Source organism: Pseudomonas sp. 20P_3.2_Bac5 (genome assembly GCF_025466035.1).
Lineage (GTDB): Bacteria > Pseudomonadota > Gammaproteobacteria > Pseudomonadales > Pseudomonadaceae > Aquipseudomonas.
In genome coordinates this window covers 139,033-155,728 of the sequence record NZ_JANLOA010000061.1, presented here as the reverse complement: position 1 = coordinate 155,728, position 16,696 = coordinate 139,033, and the positions used below count along the sequence as shown (strand labels likewise).

Annotated in this window: 10 protein-coding genes; 2 read left to right on the top strand and 8 right to left on the bottom strand. The window is 62.1% G+C overall.

Features of this window, described 5'->3' with window-relative positions; genetic code table 11:
* Nucleotides 1-76: 76 nt before the first annotated feature.
* From NTD88_RS10445 to NTD88_RS10430, 4 genes are all read right to left on the bottom strand, one after another.
* A complete protein-coding gene (locus NTD88_RS10445; protein ID WP_262129317.1) occupies nucleotides 77-844 on the bottom strand; it encodes an SDR family oxidoreductase in 768 nt (255 codons plus the stop codon).
* 22 nt (nucleotides 845-866) lie between these two features.
* On the bottom strand, nucleotides 867-1,934 hold the full coding sequence (locus NTD88_RS10440; RefSeq protein WP_262154948.1) for a phosphotransferase family protein: 1,068 nt from the start codon (nucleotides 1,932-1,934) through the stop codon (nucleotides 867-869).
* 194 nt (nucleotides 1,935-2,128) lie between these two features.
* Complete coding sequence (locus NTD88_RS10435) at nucleotides 2,129-2,446, bottom strand: SCP2 sterol-binding domain-containing protein (protein ID WP_036995189.1); 318 nt, start codon at nucleotides 2,444-2,446, stop codon at nucleotides 2,129-2,131.
* A 56-nt stretch (nucleotides 2,447-2,502) separates the two neighbouring features.
* The gene (locus NTD88_RS10430) at nucleotides 2,503-3,213 is read right to left on the bottom strand and encodes a histidine phosphatase family protein (protein ID WP_095155080.1); all 711 of its coding nucleotides are present in this window, start codon (nucleotides 3,211-3,213) and stop codon (nucleotides 2,503-2,505) included.
* A gap of 199 nt (nucleotides 3,214-3,412) precedes the next feature.
* Between NTD88_RS10430 and sohB the strand changes: the two genes are divergently transcribed.
* Both sohB and NTD88_RS10420 read left to right on the top strand, forming a co-directional pair.
* Entirely contained in the window at nucleotides 3,413-4,429 is a 1,017-nt protein-coding gene (gene sohB / locus NTD88_RS10425) for a protease SohB (protein WP_262129320.1), read from the top strand.
* Nucleotides 4,430-4,500: 71 nt separating this feature from the next.
* Complete coding sequence (locus tag NTD88_RS10420) at nucleotides 4,501-9,720, top strand: dermonecrotic toxin domain-containing protein (protein ID WP_262154946.1); 5,220 nt, start codon at nucleotides 4,501-4,503, stop codon at nucleotides 9,718-9,720.
* Nucleotides 9,721-9,870: 150 nt separating this feature from the next.
* Here NTD88_RS10420 and NTD88_RS10415 read toward each other — a convergent pair whose 3' ends face one another.
* The 4 genes from NTD88_RS10415 to metH all read right to left on the bottom strand — a co-directional run bounded on the left by NTD88_RS10415 (nucleotide 9,871) and on the right by metH (nucleotide 16,578).
* Nucleotides 9,871-10,365 carry a DUF934 domain-containing protein gene (locus NTD88_RS10415; RefSeq protein ID WP_095155077.1) on the bottom strand — a complete coding sequence of 165 codons (495 nt, stop codon included), beginning with the start codon at nucleotides 10,363-10,365 and terminating at the stop codon, nucleotides 9,871-9,873.
* Nucleotides 10,349-12,007, bottom strand: a complete 1,659-nt coding sequence (locus NTD88_RS10410) for a nitrite/sulfite reductase (RefSeq protein WP_095155076.1) — start codon at nucleotides 12,005-12,007, stop codon at nucleotides 10,349-10,351. Before NTD88_RS10410 ends, NTD88_RS10415 begins: the two co-directional genes overlap by 17 nt.
* Nucleotides 12,008-12,531: 524 nt before the next feature.
* A complete protein-coding gene (locus NTD88_RS10405) occupies nucleotides 12,532-12,750 on the bottom strand; it encodes a DUF2970 domain-containing protein (protein WP_095155075.1) in 219 nt (72 codons plus the stop codon).
* 120 nt (nucleotides 12,751-12,870) lie between these two features.
* Nucleotides 12,871-16,578, bottom strand: a complete 3,708-nt coding sequence (gene metH / locus NTD88_RS10400; RefSeq protein ID WP_262154945.1) for a methionine synthase — start codon at nucleotides 16,576-16,578, stop codon at nucleotides 12,871-12,873.
* Nucleotides 16,579-16,696: the final 118 nt, after the last annotated feature.

Sequence of the window (16,696 nt, the reverse complement as noted above, 5' to 3'; positions counted from 1 at the left end):
GTCAGGTTTTGTGTTGGGTTGAGGGCCTCATCGCTGGCTTGTGGGGTGCCGAGCCGGAGCGATGAGGCCCGAAAAATCAGGACAGGAACCCACCATCCACATTCAACGCCACACCCGTGGTGTAGCTCGACGCATCGCTGGCCAGATACAGCACCGCGCCCGCCATCTCTTTCGGATCGGCCACGCGCTTGAGCGGGATCTGTTGCAGCGCGGTATTGAGGATGGCCTCGTTCTTCACCAGCGCCGAGGCGAACTTGGTGTCGGTCAGGCCCGGCAGCAGGGCGTTGCAGCGGATGCCGAATGGCGCGCATTCCTTGGCGAAGACCTTGGTCATGTTGATCACGGCGGCCTTGGTCACCGAGTAGATGCCCTGGAACACGCCTGGCGAGACGCCGTTGATCGAGGCGACGTTGATGATGCTGCCGCCGCCGTTCTCGCGCATCAGCTTGCCGGCTTCCACCGACATGAAGAAGTAGCCGCGGATGTTCACGTCCACGGTCTTCTGGAAGGCGCTGAGGTCGGTGTCCAGCACGTTGCAGAACTGCGGGTTGGTGGCGGCATTGTTGACCAGGATGTCCAGGCGACCGAACTGCTCGCGAATACCGGCGAACACAGCTCCGATCTGCTCCATTTCGCCAATGTGGCAGGCAACGGCGGTAGCCTTGCCGCCGGCGGCGATGATGGCGTCAGCGACATGCTGGCAGCCGTCCAGTCTGCGGCTGGAGACGATCACATGCGCGCCTTGCTGGGCCAGCAGGTGGGCGATGGCCTCGCCGATGCCGCGGCTGGCGCCGGAGACGAAGGCGATCTTGCCGTCGAGGTCGAACAGTTGGGTCTTGGACATGGGCGGTTCCTTGTTGTAGTTGTCAGAGGCTGGACGCTTTGATGACCTGCAGGCTCATGTGTTCCAGCAGCTTGTTCATGTGGATGAACTGGGCGAAGCGTTTGTCCTGGGTCTGGCCATGGTAGAAGCGGTAGTAGATCTGCTGGACGATCCCGGCCAGGCGGAACAGGCCGTAGGTGTAGTAGAAGTCGAAGTTGGTGATCTCGATGCCCGCGCGTTCGGCGTAGTAGTCGACGAACTGGCGGCGGGTGAGCATGCCGGGGGCATTGCTCGGCTGGCGACGCATCAGTTGCACCGGCGCCGGGTCATCGGCTTCGATCCAGTAGGCCAAGGTGTTGCCCAGGTCCATCAACGGGTCGCCGATGGTGGTCATTTCCCAGTCCAGCACGCCGATGATGCGCATCGGGTTTTCCGCGTCGAGGATCACGTTGTCGAAGCGGTAGTCGTTATGGATGATGCCGGGGCGGTGATGGTCCGCCGGCATTTTCTCGCGCAGCCAGGCGATCACCGCTTCCCAGCGCGGCGCGTCGGGGGTCAGGGCCTTTTCGTAGCGGGTGTTCCAGCCTTCGATCTGGCGCTGCACGTAGCCCTCCGGCTTGCCCAGGTCGGCCAGGCCGCAAGCGTGGTAATCGACCTGGTGCAGTTCCACCAGGCGATCGATAAAGCTTTTGCACAGCGCCTCGGTGCGCTGGGCGTCGAGGCCCAGTTCAGGCGGCAGGTCGGAGCGCAGGATGATGCCCTTGACCCGCTCCATCACGTAGAACTCGCCACCGATCAGCGACTCGTCGGTGCAGTGCACGTAGGCCTTGGGGCAATACGGGAAACCGGCATTGAGCTGGTTGAGGATGCGGAACTCGCGACCCATGTCGTGGGCCGACTTGGCCTTGTGGCCGAAGGGCGGCCGGCGCAGCACGAATTCGCGCTCCGGGTAGGTCACCAGGTAGGTCAGGTTGGAGGCGCCGCCGGGGAACTGGCTGATGGTCGGAACACCGCTGAGGCCGGGGATGTTCGCCTTCAGGTACGGGTCGATCAGGGTGGGATCGAGTTCTTCGCCGGGGCGGACCTGGGTGGACTGGTCGGTGAGCGTCATGCTTTTCCCTTATTTTGGTAGCCGTGGAACATTGGCTAATCTAATTCTCGCGTGAGTACCTGCCAAGCGTCGCCATGCCTTATTGGCGTGGGTGTTGCCGGTCGATCAACGCACCTGATGCCGCCCGATTCGCGGGCGAAAAAAAACCGAAGCGGGTGAGGGCTTCGGTTCTTTTTTCGCCATGGGCGTGATGCTTAGGCCGGGAACAGCTCGCTGAGCTTCATCGACAGCATCATGTCGCCTTCGACGCGCAGCTTGCCGCCCATGAAGGCCTGCATGCCGTCGGTTTCGCCGCTGACGATGCCTTTCAGGGTTTCGCTGTCCAGCACCAGGGTGCAGTTGGCGTCGGCGTTTTCGCCTTCCTGGATTTCGCAGGTGCCATCCTTGACGATCAGGGCGTAGTGCTTGTCTTCATCGGTGATGTTGAAACCGAAGACCAGGTCCAGGCCGGCAGCGGCAGCCGGGTTGAATTTGGCTTTCATGGCTTCAACGGCTTTGGCGACATCGCTCATGGTGTTTTCCTTATTAAGTGATTTCAGCGACGCAGGGGGTCGCGGTGAGCCGGAATTCATCGATAGGTGACGAGTTCCGGCACCCTCAATAGCCGCACGTGGGCTTGGCTGTTGAAGGAGGCCAGGGTCACTTCGCCGCCACGGAACTTCAGTTGGCTGAGCGAGGTGTTGATGATCTGCCAGTTCAGCTCGAAAGCCTGACTGGCGCTGATACCGGTGACGCGGTGAAGCAGGGCGGCGATGGTGCCACCGGAGGTGAAGATCGCAATGTTGTCGCCGCTGGCGGCCTGCTCCAGGACCCGCTGCAAGCCGTCGCCGGTGCGCTGGACGAAGCCGGCCCAGCTTTCCAGGCCATCGGTGTCGTGTTGCCCGCCATGCCAGCGCTGCACGATCAGCGCGAACAGGCGCTGGAACTCGGCCCGGTTATCGCGGGCGTTGCGCAATATATGCAGGGCTTCGGGCTCATCCGGCAGAAGGCCGGGGAGCAGCGCGCGGATCACCGCGTCGGCGTCGAATTCATTGAAAGCGGCATCGGTTTCAAGCGTTGGCACCAGGGCGCCGCCCGCTTGCATGCTGGCCATCGCCAGGCTCGCGGTGTCTTGTTGGCGGCGCAAGTCGCCGGCCAGGCAGCGATCCAGGCTCAGCCCAAGCTGGGCCATGTGTGCGCCGAGGACTTTGCTCTGGCGTGTGCCGACCGGGGACAGCACGTCGTAATCATCTGCACCGAATGAGGCCTGGCCATGTCGAATGAGGTAGATGCTGCCCACGTCGTACGCCTGGGTAAGTAGGATTTGGCGAGGTTAGGTTGCCACCGGCAGGCTGTCAACGAAAAAACATACAAGCGTTTGAAAAGGGCGTTTGAACTGCGTTGCTGGAAATTTCCTACGCTGGCGACGGCCTGTCGGCGCCGGTATGCTTCACTATCGTTTTCGCGCCCTCGCGGCGCAGGTCAGCTAAGGAGTTATCGTGGAGTTTCTTGCAGAGTACGCAAGCTTTCTCGCCAAGACCGCCACTCTGGTAATCGCGGTTCTGGTTGTGCTGTCGGCTATCGCCGGTCTTCGCGGCAAGGGACGGCGCAAGGCCGGCGGGCAATTGCAGGTTACTCGGCTCAATGAGTTCTACAAGGACTTGCGTGAGCGCCTGGAGTCGGGCCTGTTGGAAAAGAACCAGCTCAAGGCCCTGCGCAAGCAGCAGGCCAAGGAACAGAAGAAACAGAAGAAAGCCCCGGAAGACAAGCCGCGGGTGTTTGTCCTCGACTTTGACGGCGATATCAAGGCGTCGGCCACCGACAGCCTGCGCCACGAAATCACCGCCTTGCTGACGCTGGCAACGCCGCGCGACGAAGTAGTGCTGCGTCTCGAAAGCGGCGGCGGCATGGTCCACAGCTACGGCCTGGCTGCGTCCCAGTTGGCGCGTATTCGCCAGGCCGGCGTGCCGCTGACGGTGTGTATCGACAAGGTCGCGGCCAGCGGCGGCTACATGATGGCCTGCATCGGCGAGCGTATCGTCAGTGCGCCTTTCGCCATCCTCGGCTCCATCGGCGTGGTGGCGCAGTTGCCCAACGTCAACCGCCTGCTGAAGAAGCACGATATCGACTTCGAAGTGCTGACCGCCGGCGAGTACAAGCGCACGCTGACGGTGTTCGGCGAGAATACCGAGAAGGGTCGGGAGAAATTCCAGGAAGACCTGGATGTGACCCATCAGTTGTTCAAGGACTTCGTTTCGCGTTATCGCCCGCAATTGCACATCGATGATGTTGCCACCGGTGAAGTCTGGCTGGGCGTGGCGGCGCTGAACAAGCAACTGGTCGACGAGCTCAAGACCAGCGACGAGTACCTTGGCGAGCGGGCGCGTGATTCGAACCTCTATCACCTGCACTATGCCGAGCGCAAAAGCCTGCAGGAACGGGTAGGGCTGGCGGCCAGCGGCTCGGTCGAGAACGCGTTGCTCGGGTTGTGGAGCCGGCTCAGCCGCTGGCGTTAAGCAGTATGTAGCACCGTTGCAGCAGCTCAAGCAGGTTTCCTTCGTGCTCATTTGCCTTAGGAAAACCTGCGATGACGTCCCCCCAGCCCCTCGCTGTCCCCGATCTGCACGCGCCCTTTATCCAGGGGCGCTTGCCCGATTACTTCAAGCACTCCACTCCTGCCGACTTCAAGCGTCTTCGCGACAGTCAGTTGGCCGAGCAAAACGGCGCCTCGGCGCCTGAGCATTGGTTCAATAGCGCCCCCGAGGTAGAGCGTCAGGCCCTGTTGGAGTATCAGACCCGTCGCCGCCACTCAAGAAAGGCCCTGGCCGTCACGCTCAAGCCGCTGAAAGGGATTGGCGAGTTCGCCGAGCCCTTGCTCCAGGCGCGTATCGCCGCTGCGCTGGGCGTGGCGGTCGACTTGAACAAGGACGAATTCGTCCAGATCACCCGCGAGCCGGACATGGCGGGCTCGATGCTCAGAACCGTTCCGCAGCGCCAAAGCCTGATGCAGGCCGCCCTGCAGAACTTTGCCAGTGACGTCGAATTCGAAGCCGGCACCGCGCTGGCGCCCAAGGATGCGTTCAGCCTGGAGCTGGTTCCCGCCAGCCCGGGTGCTTATCCCCGCTTTCGCTATCGCTATCGGGAGAAGTTATCCATCGAGCCGGCGCGGTTCGCCCGCCTGTGCCACGATCTTGACCTCGGCGGGCAGTACCAGCGGCACCTGACACAGGTGTTCGATAGCCCTGCCACTCGCAACACGGTGCGTGAGCAATCCGTTGTCGCCTGCAAGGATCAATTGCGGGTTGATATGCAGATCGCCTTCCTGAAGCAGGAAATCGGTCCGTCGGCCCGGCAGATGCTGCTGGCGTTGCTGGGAGGGGAGCGGGCCCCACGCTTCAATGACAGGCCGGTCCGTTACTGGCAGTTGTCGATGTTCGAGACCGCATTGGCCCAAGTGTTGCTGATCAGCGGCGGGCTGGGTAGAGGGGACAGGGCTGAGCCGCTGCTGGTCTACCTGCCGGGAGCGCCGTCGAGCCCATTGAAGGAGTATCCCTCGGCCAGCGCTGCCATACGCGACCTGCGGGTCAAGCTGCGCTTGCCCGACTATCAGGCACTGTTGCGCCGGCACGTGCCCAAGGCCAGCGAAGCCCATGTCATGCACCGCCTCGAAGGGGTGTTGTACCACCAGGTTCGCCAGCCCAATGGCGTGCATGAGCGCCAGCCCGATCCCAACGCCAATCTCAACCTGAGCGCGGTGCCCATCGAGGCTGAGCTGTTCGGTCATCTGCAGGACCGTTATGTCGAAAAGCTCAAGGCCGATGCCAGGACGCTGGCCGTCCCCAGCGCCGATGCCGATGAGCAAGCACGCAAGGCGCGCCTGGCGTACTGGGAGAGCATGGGATTCGACCTGCTGAACGCTGCCGCGTTCTTCGTGCCCGGGCTGGATCTGGTCATGGCGGCCGTGGCTGCAGAGCAATTGTTCGCTGAGGTAGTCGATGGCGTTCATCTCTGGGAGGAGGGTGATCTGGATGAGGCCTGGTCGGTTTTTGAGGCGGTGGGTCTGAATATCGCCCTGATGGCGGGCCTGGGACTGGTCGGTCATCAAGCGTCGAGGGCTGCTTCAAGCGAATTTGTGGACGGGCTGATCCAGGTCCGTCGGCCAGACGGCCAGCTTCGTCTGTGGAAGCCGGACCTGAAGCCCTATGCCAGTGAGGTCGATCTGGCCAAAGAGGTGTGCGACGCACAGGGGGTATACGCGCTCGCCGGCAAACGCTACCTGCGCCTGCACGATAGCGTTCATGAGATCGCCCAGGGCGCGGATGGCGAATGGCGGATTCTCCATCCCGCCAACGCCGAAGCCTATCAACCGCAGCTCAGGCATAACGGCCAGGGTACCTGGGTAGCAAAGGGCGAGCAGCCCCTGACCTGGAGCCGGCGGAAACTGTTGTGCCGCATGGGCCCGGTGACTCACGGGCTGGATGATATCGAGCTGGCGCACGCAGCCGATATCAGTGGTATCAGCGACGATATGCTGCGTCGGGTGTACCTGGAGAACACCCCGATCCCGCCGTTGCTGGTCGATACCCTGCGACGGCTGCGCCTGGATCAGCGTATCAGCCGGATGGCCGAACACATGCGCAGCGGCTTGCCCGGCGGGGTGGACATGGGCTTCTGTGCAGGGCTGGCGATAGAGTTGCCGGGCTGGCCGGCGCGGGTTATCGAAGTGTTCGAAGGGCCTGCGTTCTCGGGTACTTCGACGGCCTATGGGCGGCAGCTCTGGCCGGAGGGCCGATCGATCAAGGTGCTTGCCCGGGACCTGTTTGACAACCGCCTGCCCGAAGCCATCGTTGCGCAGCTTGATGAAGACGAGATCAATCACCTGCTGGGCGCGGGTGTGGCGCCCGATACGCGGGCGCAGGTCGTACGTGAGCGATTGGTCAGACGTATCATCCGGCGTCGGAGGACGATATTCGAAAGCCTGTACGATCAAGGCGAGGTGCCCAGGTCGCCGAGGGCCCGGATTCTTCAGCAACGGTATGCCTCGCTGCCTGATGAGGTCGTCGATGAACTGCTCAGCCACGCCAGCGGCCTGGAGGACGGCAATCAGCGGATTCCCCTGACCCTGGCAGAGGAAGCCCGCCTGTATCAGCGCCAGATTCGATTGAGTCGAGCATTCGAGGGCCTGTATCGGTCAACCATGGCAAACCGGGACAGCGATCGCCTGGCCTTGCGCTTGGTGGAAAAGCTGCCCAGCTGGAATGGCGGGGTTCGTTTCGAGCTGCGCAGAGACACCCCGGACGGGCATTTGCTTGAACAGCTAGGCGGCACGGGTGCGGCGTTGAAGAGGACGTTCGTGCGCGAGCACGGGAGCTATGTCACGTACGACGTTGACGGGCAGGTGCTCGCCAAGAACGAGTCCATGGCCGCGGCCATCCTGGCAGCCCTTCCAGCCAACAAGCGCGCCGAGCTGATGCTGGATTTGCCCGGACAGCCGCCGTTGCAGGCCTTGCTGTACCGGTTGGCCACGGACGACCGTGTGCAGGCCTCGCAGTTGTTGGGTCAGCAGCCGGTAAAGCCAGGGTTTCGTTCGCCAATGCGGTTGGCTGACGGACGAATCGGTTATACGCTCGGTGGCACACAGAGCACTCAAGCAACGGGGCGAAGGCTGAGTGAGCTTTACCCAGACTTGAACCGCAATCAGATACGGGACCTCAAGGTCCGTCTGCTATCGAAGTACGAGCATCTGGGCACCGCGATCGAGGCGCTGGAAAACGAATACGGGGAGCTTTCACACAGCCTGCGCGAATGGCAGCTCGAGCTGCGGATCAGTGCCATCGAGCGTGATTACCGCTGGCGGATAGGACAGCGCCTGAAGGAGGCTTGGCGCCTTGCCGGTGACGGCGAGCGATCACATACCCTCGACTTGTCCGGGCAGCGCGTTTCCCGGCTGCCTGTACTGGGGGCCCGATTCGACCACATAAAACTACTGAACATGGAGAGCATGGGGCTGGAAGAACTCCCCGAGAGCTTTCTGGGCTGCTTCGGCGAGTTGCGTGAGCTCATATTGCTCAACAATAACTTGAGCACCGTTCCCGCGTCGGTTGCTCACATGGCCAGCCTGAGCACGCTCGACCTGAGTATCAATTCATTGTCCAACTCGCTGAATGTGTTCGCGCCCCTGCGTTCGCTCCACGGACTGCAGTCGCTTAACCTGACCAGCAATCGCCTGGCGAGCCTTCCGGGTCCGGTATTGCGCGACCTTTGCGGCTTGCCTTCGCTGTGCCGGTTGAGCATGCGGTTCAATGGGTTGGTGTTGAGCGCCAGCGACCTCGAAGCATTGTCGGTCCTGCCGCTGGAGCGTCTGAGCCTGGGCAGTAACCGGATCGTCCTCGATGCCGATGGCGCACGGGCATTCGGCCGCTTTTCGCAGCTTCGGGTGCTGTCACTGTCATCCAATCCGCTGGGGCTTGCGCCGGATGTCGGCAACCTGGCGATGTTGCAGCACCTGGACCTGGAATCATGCGCCATTACCGCCTGGCCCCAAGGCCTTTCCCGGCTGATGAGCTCGCCACGTTGTCGCTTGCGTCAGGTCGAGCTGAGCTCGAACTACATGACTGAACTCCCGGAGCTGGAGAACACCCGCTTCGCCGAGATTCTGCGGCATAGCGATACCAATCAGAGCCGGCTGCACGTCAATTACAACCCGCTGCTGGCCGAGAGCGTGGCGCGGCTCGAAGCCACGGGCTCGATTTTTCACGCCTCGGGGCAGTTCCAGCACCCGACCTTGCCGTGGCTGGTGGGGTGCAGCGCCGAACAGCGCGAGCTGTGGAGCGAGCTGTTCGTTCGCCGCGGTAACAGTGAACTGATGGACGTTCTGGACCGTCTGGCCGAATCCCGGGAATACCAGATCAACAAAGCTGGCCTGAACGACAGGGTCTGGGAATTGCTTGAGTACAGTTCGCAACATGACGAACTGCGCGAGGAACTGATCGAGATTGCCCGAAGCTTTCCGTTTACCTGCGGCGATGCCGGCACGGATGCCTTCAGCGAGCTGGAAACCACTGCGCTGGTTCACCGTTTTGGCGCGGAGGCGGCCAACAACATCGAACTGAGCCATGTGCTGGTTCACCTCTACCGAAAACTGTTTCGGCGCCATGAAGTGCAGCGCCTGAGCGAACTTGTGGCCCAGCGCCGGGTGTTGCGGCGCCGGGCGCTGATCAGGCAGGAGACACTGCCTGATCTGGCCGTTCAGGACGACATCAGTGACGGGTTGCTCATGCGTGAGAATGTGGACGACATCGAGATCCGCCTGGCACTGCGCCAAGGCCTTGCGAAAGCGCTGAACTACCCCGAACTGTCGAAGGGCATGCACTACAGGGCGGAAGCGAACCTTTCGAAGAGAACGGTGATGAACGTCAGGGACGCGGTGCTGGTGAATGAGACCGCTGCAAACCGGCAACAGTGGATGGCCGCGGATGCGAGTTGGCAACGCTACCTCAAACGGCGTTTTCCTCTGCAGTTCGAAAGTGTCGTGGCGCCATGGGCTGATGGGTTGGAGTACCTGGAATACTGTGCGCAGATTTACCAAGGCCCGGTTCCCACACTGGACCAGCGCGTGCTGGAGGTATTGAGTACCGCCCTCGGTGAAAGTCCGCTGGACGGAAATGGAGTGTTACGCAGGGTGGAACTGAGCGGTCAGCGCTACCTGAATGTCGTCAATGCCGTGAGGGATGCTCACCACAAGGCTGAGGTCGACTGTATTTCGCGCTTGACCAAGGCGGAGGACGAGGCGGTCGAGGAACTCTAGGGGCGGGATTGGCTGAATGTACAAAGGCCCGCTACCGGGCAGCCCTTCGCGAGCAAGCTCGCTCCTACACATGCGTCGATGGTGTAGGAGCGAGCTTGCTCGCGAAGACTGACCAGGCATTCCCCGGCAATGGGGCCTTTGCCTGACCGATCAGCGGCGGCGGAACAGCGGCAGCGGTTCGTCAGTGGCGGCCTGGTAGGTCACCGAGAAGTCCTTGAGACTTTGCAGTGCATCTTCCGGGTCTTTGTCGGCGCGCACGGCGAAAGCGTCGAAACCGCAGCGAGCCATGTAGAACAACTGGTCACGCAGCACATCGCCAATGGCACGCAGTTCGCCGGTGAACTTGTAGCGATCACGCAGCAGGCGCGCATTGGAATAGTTGCGCCCGTCGGTGAAGGCCGGGAAGTTCAGCGCGATGACCTGGAAATGCGCGACATCTTCACCGATTTCCTCGGCTTCTTCGTCGCTGTCCAGCCACACGCCCAGGCCGCCGTCGCGGGCTTTCAGGGCGTGGGCGTGTTCGCGCCACAGTTGCAGCGGCACGATGTAGTCGTCGCAGTTGCTCAGTTGGTCCAGGGTCACGTCCTTGGGCAGCAGGTGCCAGGTTTCGTCGACGATCTGGTTGTTCTTAATGATTCGCTGCATAGACGCGCTCCTTGAAGGGGTCGATGCCGATGCGCTGGTAGGTGTCGATGAAGCGCTCGTCTTCGTTGCGTTTTTCAACGTAGACGTTAATCAGCTTCTCGATCACGTCCGGCATGGCGTCCTGGGCGAAGGACGGGCCGAGGATCTTGCCCAGGCTGGCGTCACGGCTGGCGCTGCCACCGAGGGAGACCTGATAGAACTCTTCGCCTTTCTTGTCCACGCCGAGAATACCGATATGACCGACGTGGTGGTGACCACAGGCGTTCATGCAACCGGAGATATTCAGGTCCAGTTCGCCGATGTCGAACAAGTAGTCCAGGTCGTCGAAACGGCGCTGGATGGATTCGGCGATCGGGATCGACTTGGCGTTGGCCAGGGAGCAGAAGTCACCACCCGGGCAGCAGATGATGTCGGTCAGCAGGCCAATGTTCGGCGTGGCGAAGCCATGCTCGCGCAGTTCCAGCCAGAGCGTGTGCAGCTCGCTCTGCTCGACATCGGCGAGGATGATGTTTTGTTCGTGGGAGGTGCGCAGCTGGCCGAAGCTGTAGCGCTCGGCGAGGTCGGCGACCTTGTCCAGTTGCTTGTCGGTCAGGTCGCCCGGGGCGACGCCGGTAGGCTTGAGCGACAGGGTGACGGCAACGTAGCCCGGCTTCTTGTGCGCCAGGGTGTTGCGCACGCGCCAGCGGGCGAAGCCCGGGTGCTGCTGGTCAAGCTCGGCCAGTTGCGTATCGAGGTTGTCGAGGGCCTTGTAGTCCGGATCGACGAAGTGCTTGGCAACGCGATGCACTTCGGCATCGGTCAGGGTGCTGCTGCCGCCGCGCAGGTGGACCATTTCGGCCTCGACCTTCTCGGCAAACACTTCCGGCGTCAGGGCCTTGACCAGAATCTTGATCCGCGCCTTGTACTTGTTGTCACGCCGGCCGTAGCGGTTGTAAACCCGCAGGATGGCGTCCAGGTAGCTCAGCAGGTCCTGCCATGGCAGGAACTCATTGATGAAGGCGCCGATTACCGGGGTACGACCGAGGCCGCCACCGACCAGAACGCGGAAGCCCAGCTCGCCGGCTTCGTTGTGCACCGGCTCCAGGCCGATATCGTGCACTTCGATGGCCGCGCGGTCGCTGGTCGAGCCGTTGATGGCGATCTTGAACTTGCGCGGCAGGTAGGCGAATTCCGGGTGGAAGGTCGTCCACTGACGGACGATCTCGCACCATGGGCGCGGATCGATCAACTCGTCGGCGGCGACACCGGCGAACTGGTCGGTGGTGACGTTGCGCAGGCAGTTGCCGCTGGTCTGGATCGCGTGCATCTGCACGGTGGCCAGCTCGGCGAGGATGTCCGGGATGTCTTCCAGGGCAGGCCAGTTGTACTGGACGTTCTGCCGGGTGCTGATGTGCGCGTAGCCCTTGTCATAGTCGCGAGCGATCTTCGCCAGCAGGCGGGTCTGACGCGAGGTCAGCTGGCCGTAAGGCACGGCAACCCGCAACATCGGGGCAAAACGTTGGATATAGAGGCCGTTCTGCAGGCGCAGAGGGCGGAATTCTTCTTCGCTCAGTTCGCCGGCCAGGTAGCGGCGGGTCTGATCCCGGAACTGCTTGACGCGGTCCTCGATGATCCGCTGATCGTACTCGTCGTATACGTACATAGGGGTCCTGTTCTCAAGCTGCTTGCAGCTAATCGCGCGCACGGCCGCGCACTCCGGATGCGGAGCCGGGGAAAGATAGCAGGTTGTATTTATGCGCAAAAGTGATGTTTTTGCATATGAAAAGAACCATTTGGACTAAGTGAGATTGGCTGGCATTTATCGGTCTTTACGAGGGGGTTGGCAGGTGCCGTCAGCCGGCGAAACGAAGGTCGGACAGGGCGTCCGTCGACTCGTCAAAGTCCCTGCTTGAGCAATGGGCATTGCTGGACTTTACTGCTGGGGGTATGCATTCCCATAACCACCAATAAAAGAGGCAATGCAATGGGAAACCCGACCAAAGCCGTCAAAAGCGACAGCAATGTCGACGCTTGGGCAATCCTCTGCCTGATTGTCCTGGTTGTCGTGACCGCTGTGTATTGGGTCAGTCATCAGTGATGGAGCGCTGAAGCTGCCCGCAACAACCGTGATCTTGCGACCTGAAACGAAAACCGCCCGCGGCATGGACCCCGCGGGCGGTTTTCGTTTCAGCGGGCGGTAAGGTGCAGGGCCAGCTGGACCAGCCCGTACAGCACCAGAATGAACACCAGGGTGAACGCGATGCCCATGGCGATGAAGTGCGAGGGCTTGCCATGGGTGAAGTCGCGTGCGCGGTTCTTGCCGCTCTGCACGCCGAACGCGGCGGCGAGGGTGCTGTGCAGGAGTTGCCAGAAGGTAGGTGGTTTGCTTTGGCTTGGGTCTTCCATGATGGGCTCCCTGTTCAGGTTTGACAGAGAGTCTAGTCGCTGAGGACGCTGGCAGAGCCGCTTGCGCGCCATTCACGGCGGTTCGGTGTCCCGAACCGCCGTGCAGCGGCTTTTAGATCATCAGTTGTCGTAGCCGAGGTTCGGCGCCAGCCACCGCTCGCTCACCGACACATCCTGCGCTTTACGCGCGCTGTAGCTTTCGATCTGGTCCTTGTCTACCTTGCCGACCGCAAAGTACTGCGCCTGCGGATGGGCGAAGTACCAGCCGCTGACCGCCGCCGCCGGGAACATGGCGAAGTGTTCGGTGAGGAACACGCCGCTCTGGCCGGTTTCGCCAATGGCGGTGCCGTCCAGCAGGCGGAACAGGGTGGCTTTTTCGGTGTGGTCCGGGCAGGCCGGGTAGCCAGGGGCAGGGCGGATGCCGGCGTACTGCTCCTTGATCAGCGCGTCGTTGTCCAGGTGCTCGTCTTTCGCGTAACCCCAGTAGTCTTTGCGCACCTGTTCGTGCAGCCATTCGGCACAGGCTTCGGCCAGGCGGTCGGCGAGGGCCTTGACCATGATCGAACTGTAGTCGTCGCCTTTGTCCTGATAGGCCTTGGCCACTTCTTCGGCGCCGATGCCGGCGGTGGTGATGAAGCCGCCCACGTAGTCGGTGACGCCGCTGTCCTTCGGCGCGACGAAGTCGGCCAGGCTGAAGTTCGGCTTGTTGTCCGGCTTGATGGTCTGCTGACGCAGGTGGTGCAGGCGCTCCAGCGGCTGGCCGTCGTCGCCGTAGACCTCGATATCGTCATCGGCGACCTGGTTGGCCGGCCAGAAGCCGAATACTGCGCGGGCGCTGATCAGTTTCTCGTCGATCAGTTTCGTCAGCATCTGCCGGGCGTCTTCGTACAGCGCGGTCGCCGCTTCGCCCACCACTTCGTCGGTGAGGATGCGCGGGAATTTGCCGGCCAGGTCCCAGGAAATGAAGAACGGCGTCCAGTCGATGTACTGGGCCAGCACGTTCAGGTCGATGTCCTGCAGCACTTTGACGCCGGTAAAGCTCGGAACTGCCGGCTGATAGTCGGCCCAGTCGTACTTCGGTTTGGCGGCGATCGACTGCGCGTAGCTCAGGCGCTCGGTGCGGGCGCTGCGGTTGGCGGTGCGCTCGCGAACCTCGACGTACTCGGTGCGGGTCTTCTCGACGAAGGCCGGCTTCAACTCCTTGGACAGCAGTTGCGTGGCCACGCCCACGGCGCGCGAGGCGTCGGTGACGTAGATCACCGCGTCGTTGCTGTAGCGCGGCTCGATCTTCACCGCGGTGTGGGCCTTGGAGGTGGTGGCGCCACCGATCATCAGCGGCAGGTGGAAGTCCTGGCGCTGCATCTCGCGGGCGACGTGGACCATTTCGTCCAGCGACGGGGTGATCAGGCCGGACAGGCCGATGATGTCGCATTTCTCTTCGCGGGCGACCTGGAGAATCTTCTCCGCCGGCACCATCACGCCGAGGTCGACGATGTCGTAGCCGTTACAGCCGAGCACCACGCCGACGATATTCTTGCCGATGTCGTGGACATCGCCCTTGACCGTGGCCATGAGGATCTTGCCCTTGGCCTCCGGTTTGTCGCCTTTCTCTTCTTCGATGAAGGGGATCAGGTGCGCCACGGCCTGTTTCATGACTCGCGCCGACTTGACCACCTGGGGCAGGAACATCTTGCCGGCACCGAACAGGTCGCCAACGATGTTCATCCCGCTCATCAGCGGGCCTTCGATCACTTCGATCGGGCGCGCGCATTGCTGGCGGCAGAGTTCGGTGTCTTCGACGATAAAGGCTGTGATGCCCTTGACCAGCGCGTGTTCCAGACGCTTTTGCACCGGCAGCGAACGCCATTCTTCGGTTTCCACTTCCTTGGTCGCGCCGCCGCCACGGTAATCCTCGGCGATCGCCAGCAGGGCGTCGGTGCCTTCCGGGGTGCGGTTGAGCACCACGTCTTCGACGCGCTCGCGCAGCGCCGGTGGAATCTCGTCGTAGATTTCCAGTTGGCCGGCGTTGACGATGCCCATGGTCAGGCCGTTCTGGATGGCGTGGTAGAGGAATACCGAGTGAATCGCCTCACGTACCGGGTTGTTGCCGCGGAACGAGAACGACACGTTGGACACGCCCCCCGACGACAGGGCGTAGGGCAGGTGGTCGCGGATATAGGCGCAGGCTTCGATGAAGTCCACGGCATAGTTGTTGTGCTCTTCGATGCCGGTGGCGACGGCGAAGATGTTCGGGTCGAAGATGATGTCTTCCGGCGGGAAGCCGACTTCGTTGACCAGGATGTCGTAGCTGCGCTGGCAGATTTCGCGTTTGCGCGCGGCGGTGTCGGCCTGGCCGACTTCGTCGAAGGCCATCACCACCACGGCGGCGCCGTAGCGCTTGCACAGCTTGGCGTGATGTTTGAACGCGTCGACGCCTTCCTTCATCGAGATCGAGTTGACGATGCCCTTGCCCTGGATGCACTTGAGGCCGGCCTCGATCACTTCCCACTTGGAGGAGTCGATCATGATCGGCACGCGGGAAATGTCCGGTTCGCCGGCGATCATATTGAGGAAGCGGACCATGGCGGCCTGGGAGTCGAGCATCCCTTCGTCCATGTTGATGTCGATCACCTGGGCGCCGGCCTCGACCTGCTGCAGGGCGACTTCCAGCGCTTCGGTGTAGTTTTCCTCGCGGATCAGCCGGGCGAACTTGGCGGAGCCGGTGATGTTGGTGCGCTCGCCGACGTTCACGAACAGCGAGTTGCGATCGATGGTGAAGGGTTCCAGGCCGGACAGGCGGCAGGCCCTTGGAATCTCGGGGATTTCCCGCGGCTTGTACTTGGCCACGGCCTCGGCGATCGCCTGGATGTGGCCCGGGGTGGTGCCGCAGCAACCGCCGATGATGTTGAGGAAACCACTGGCGGCGAACTCCTCGACCACCACGGCCATTTCCGCTGGCGTTTCGTCGTATTCACCGAAGGCGTTGGGCAAACCGGCGTTCGGGTGCGCGGAGACGTGGGTGCCGGCCTTGGTCGACAGTTCTTCCAAGTACGGGCGCAGGTCCTTCGCGCCAAGGGCGCAGTTCAGGCCGACGGAGATCGGGTTGGCGTGGCGTACCGAGTTCCAGAAGGCTTCGGTGGTCTGGCCGGACAGGGTGCGGCCGGAGGCGTCGGTGATGGTCCCGGAAATCATGATCGGCAGTTCGATGCCGTCGTCCTCGAACACCTGTTGCACGGCGAAGATCGCCGCCTTGGCGTTGAGGGTGTCGAAGATGGTTTCGATGAGGATCAGGTCGGCGCCGCCCTCGATCAGGCCGCGGGTGGCCTCGATGTAGTTTTCCACCAGTTCGTCGAAGGTGACGTTGCGGTAGCCGGGGTCGTTGACGTCCGGGGAAATCGAGCAGGTGCGGCTGGTCGGGCCGAGCACGCCGGCGACGAAGCGCGGCCGGTCGGGGGTTTCCAGGGTCTTGGCGTCCGCCACCTGGCGAGCGATGCGCGCGCCTTCGACGTTCAGTTCGTACACCAGCGCTTCCATGCCGTAGTCGGCCTGGGAAATCTGGGTGGCGTTGAAGGTGTTGGTTTCGAGAATGTCGGCGCCGGCGTCCAGGTAGGCCTTTTCAATCGCGGCGATCACGTCCGGGCGGCTCAGCAGGAGCAGGTCGTTGTTGCCTTTGACGTCGCTCGGCCAGTCGGCGAAGCGCGTTCCACGATAGTCTTCTTCCTCAAGACGATAGCTTTGGATCATAGTGCCCATGCCGCCATCTAGAATCAGGATGCGCTCTTTGAGTGCTTGCTGAAGTGCTTGGAAACGAGCGCTGCGGTCAGACATTGGGACTACCTGGGTCAGACAAAGACGAAAGTTGCGGGATGATAACAAAGCTGCGCGCTTTTTAGACGCGTTGCACATTTGCATGAATTTCATTCATGTTGGCACCGCGGCCCGAAGT

Coding starts and splice junctions, on each gene's coding strand:
- NTD88_RS10445 (WP_262129317.1), bottom strand. CDS start 844: ATGTCCAAGACCCAACTGTTCGACCTCGACGGCAAGATCGCCTTCGTC.
- NTD88_RS10440 (WP_262154948.1), bottom strand. CDS start 1,934: ATGACGCTCACCGACCAGTCCACCCAGGTCCGCCCCGGCGAAGAACTC.
- NTD88_RS10435 (WP_036995189.1), bottom strand. CDS start 2,446: ATGAGCGATGTCGCCAAAGCCGTTGAAGCCATGAAAGCCAAATTCAAC.
- NTD88_RS10420 (WP_262154946.1), top strand. CDS start 4,501: ATGACGTCCCCCCAGCCCCTCGCTGTCCCCGATCTGCACGCGCCCTTT.
- NTD88_RS10415 (WP_095155077.1), bottom strand. CDS start 10,365: ATGCAGCGAATCATTAAGAACAACCAGATCGTCGACGAAACCTGGCAC.
- NTD88_RS10410 (WP_095155076.1), bottom strand. CDS start 12,007: ATGTACGTATACGACGAGTACGATCAGCGGATCATCGAGGACCGCGTC.
- NTD88_RS10405 (WP_095155075.1), bottom strand. CDS start 12,750: ATGGAAGACCCAAGCCAAAGCAAACCACCTACCTTCTGGCAACTCCTG.
- metH (WP_262154945.1), bottom strand. CDS start 16,578: ATGTCTGACCGCAGCGCTCGTTTCCAAGCACTTCAGCAAGCACTCAAA.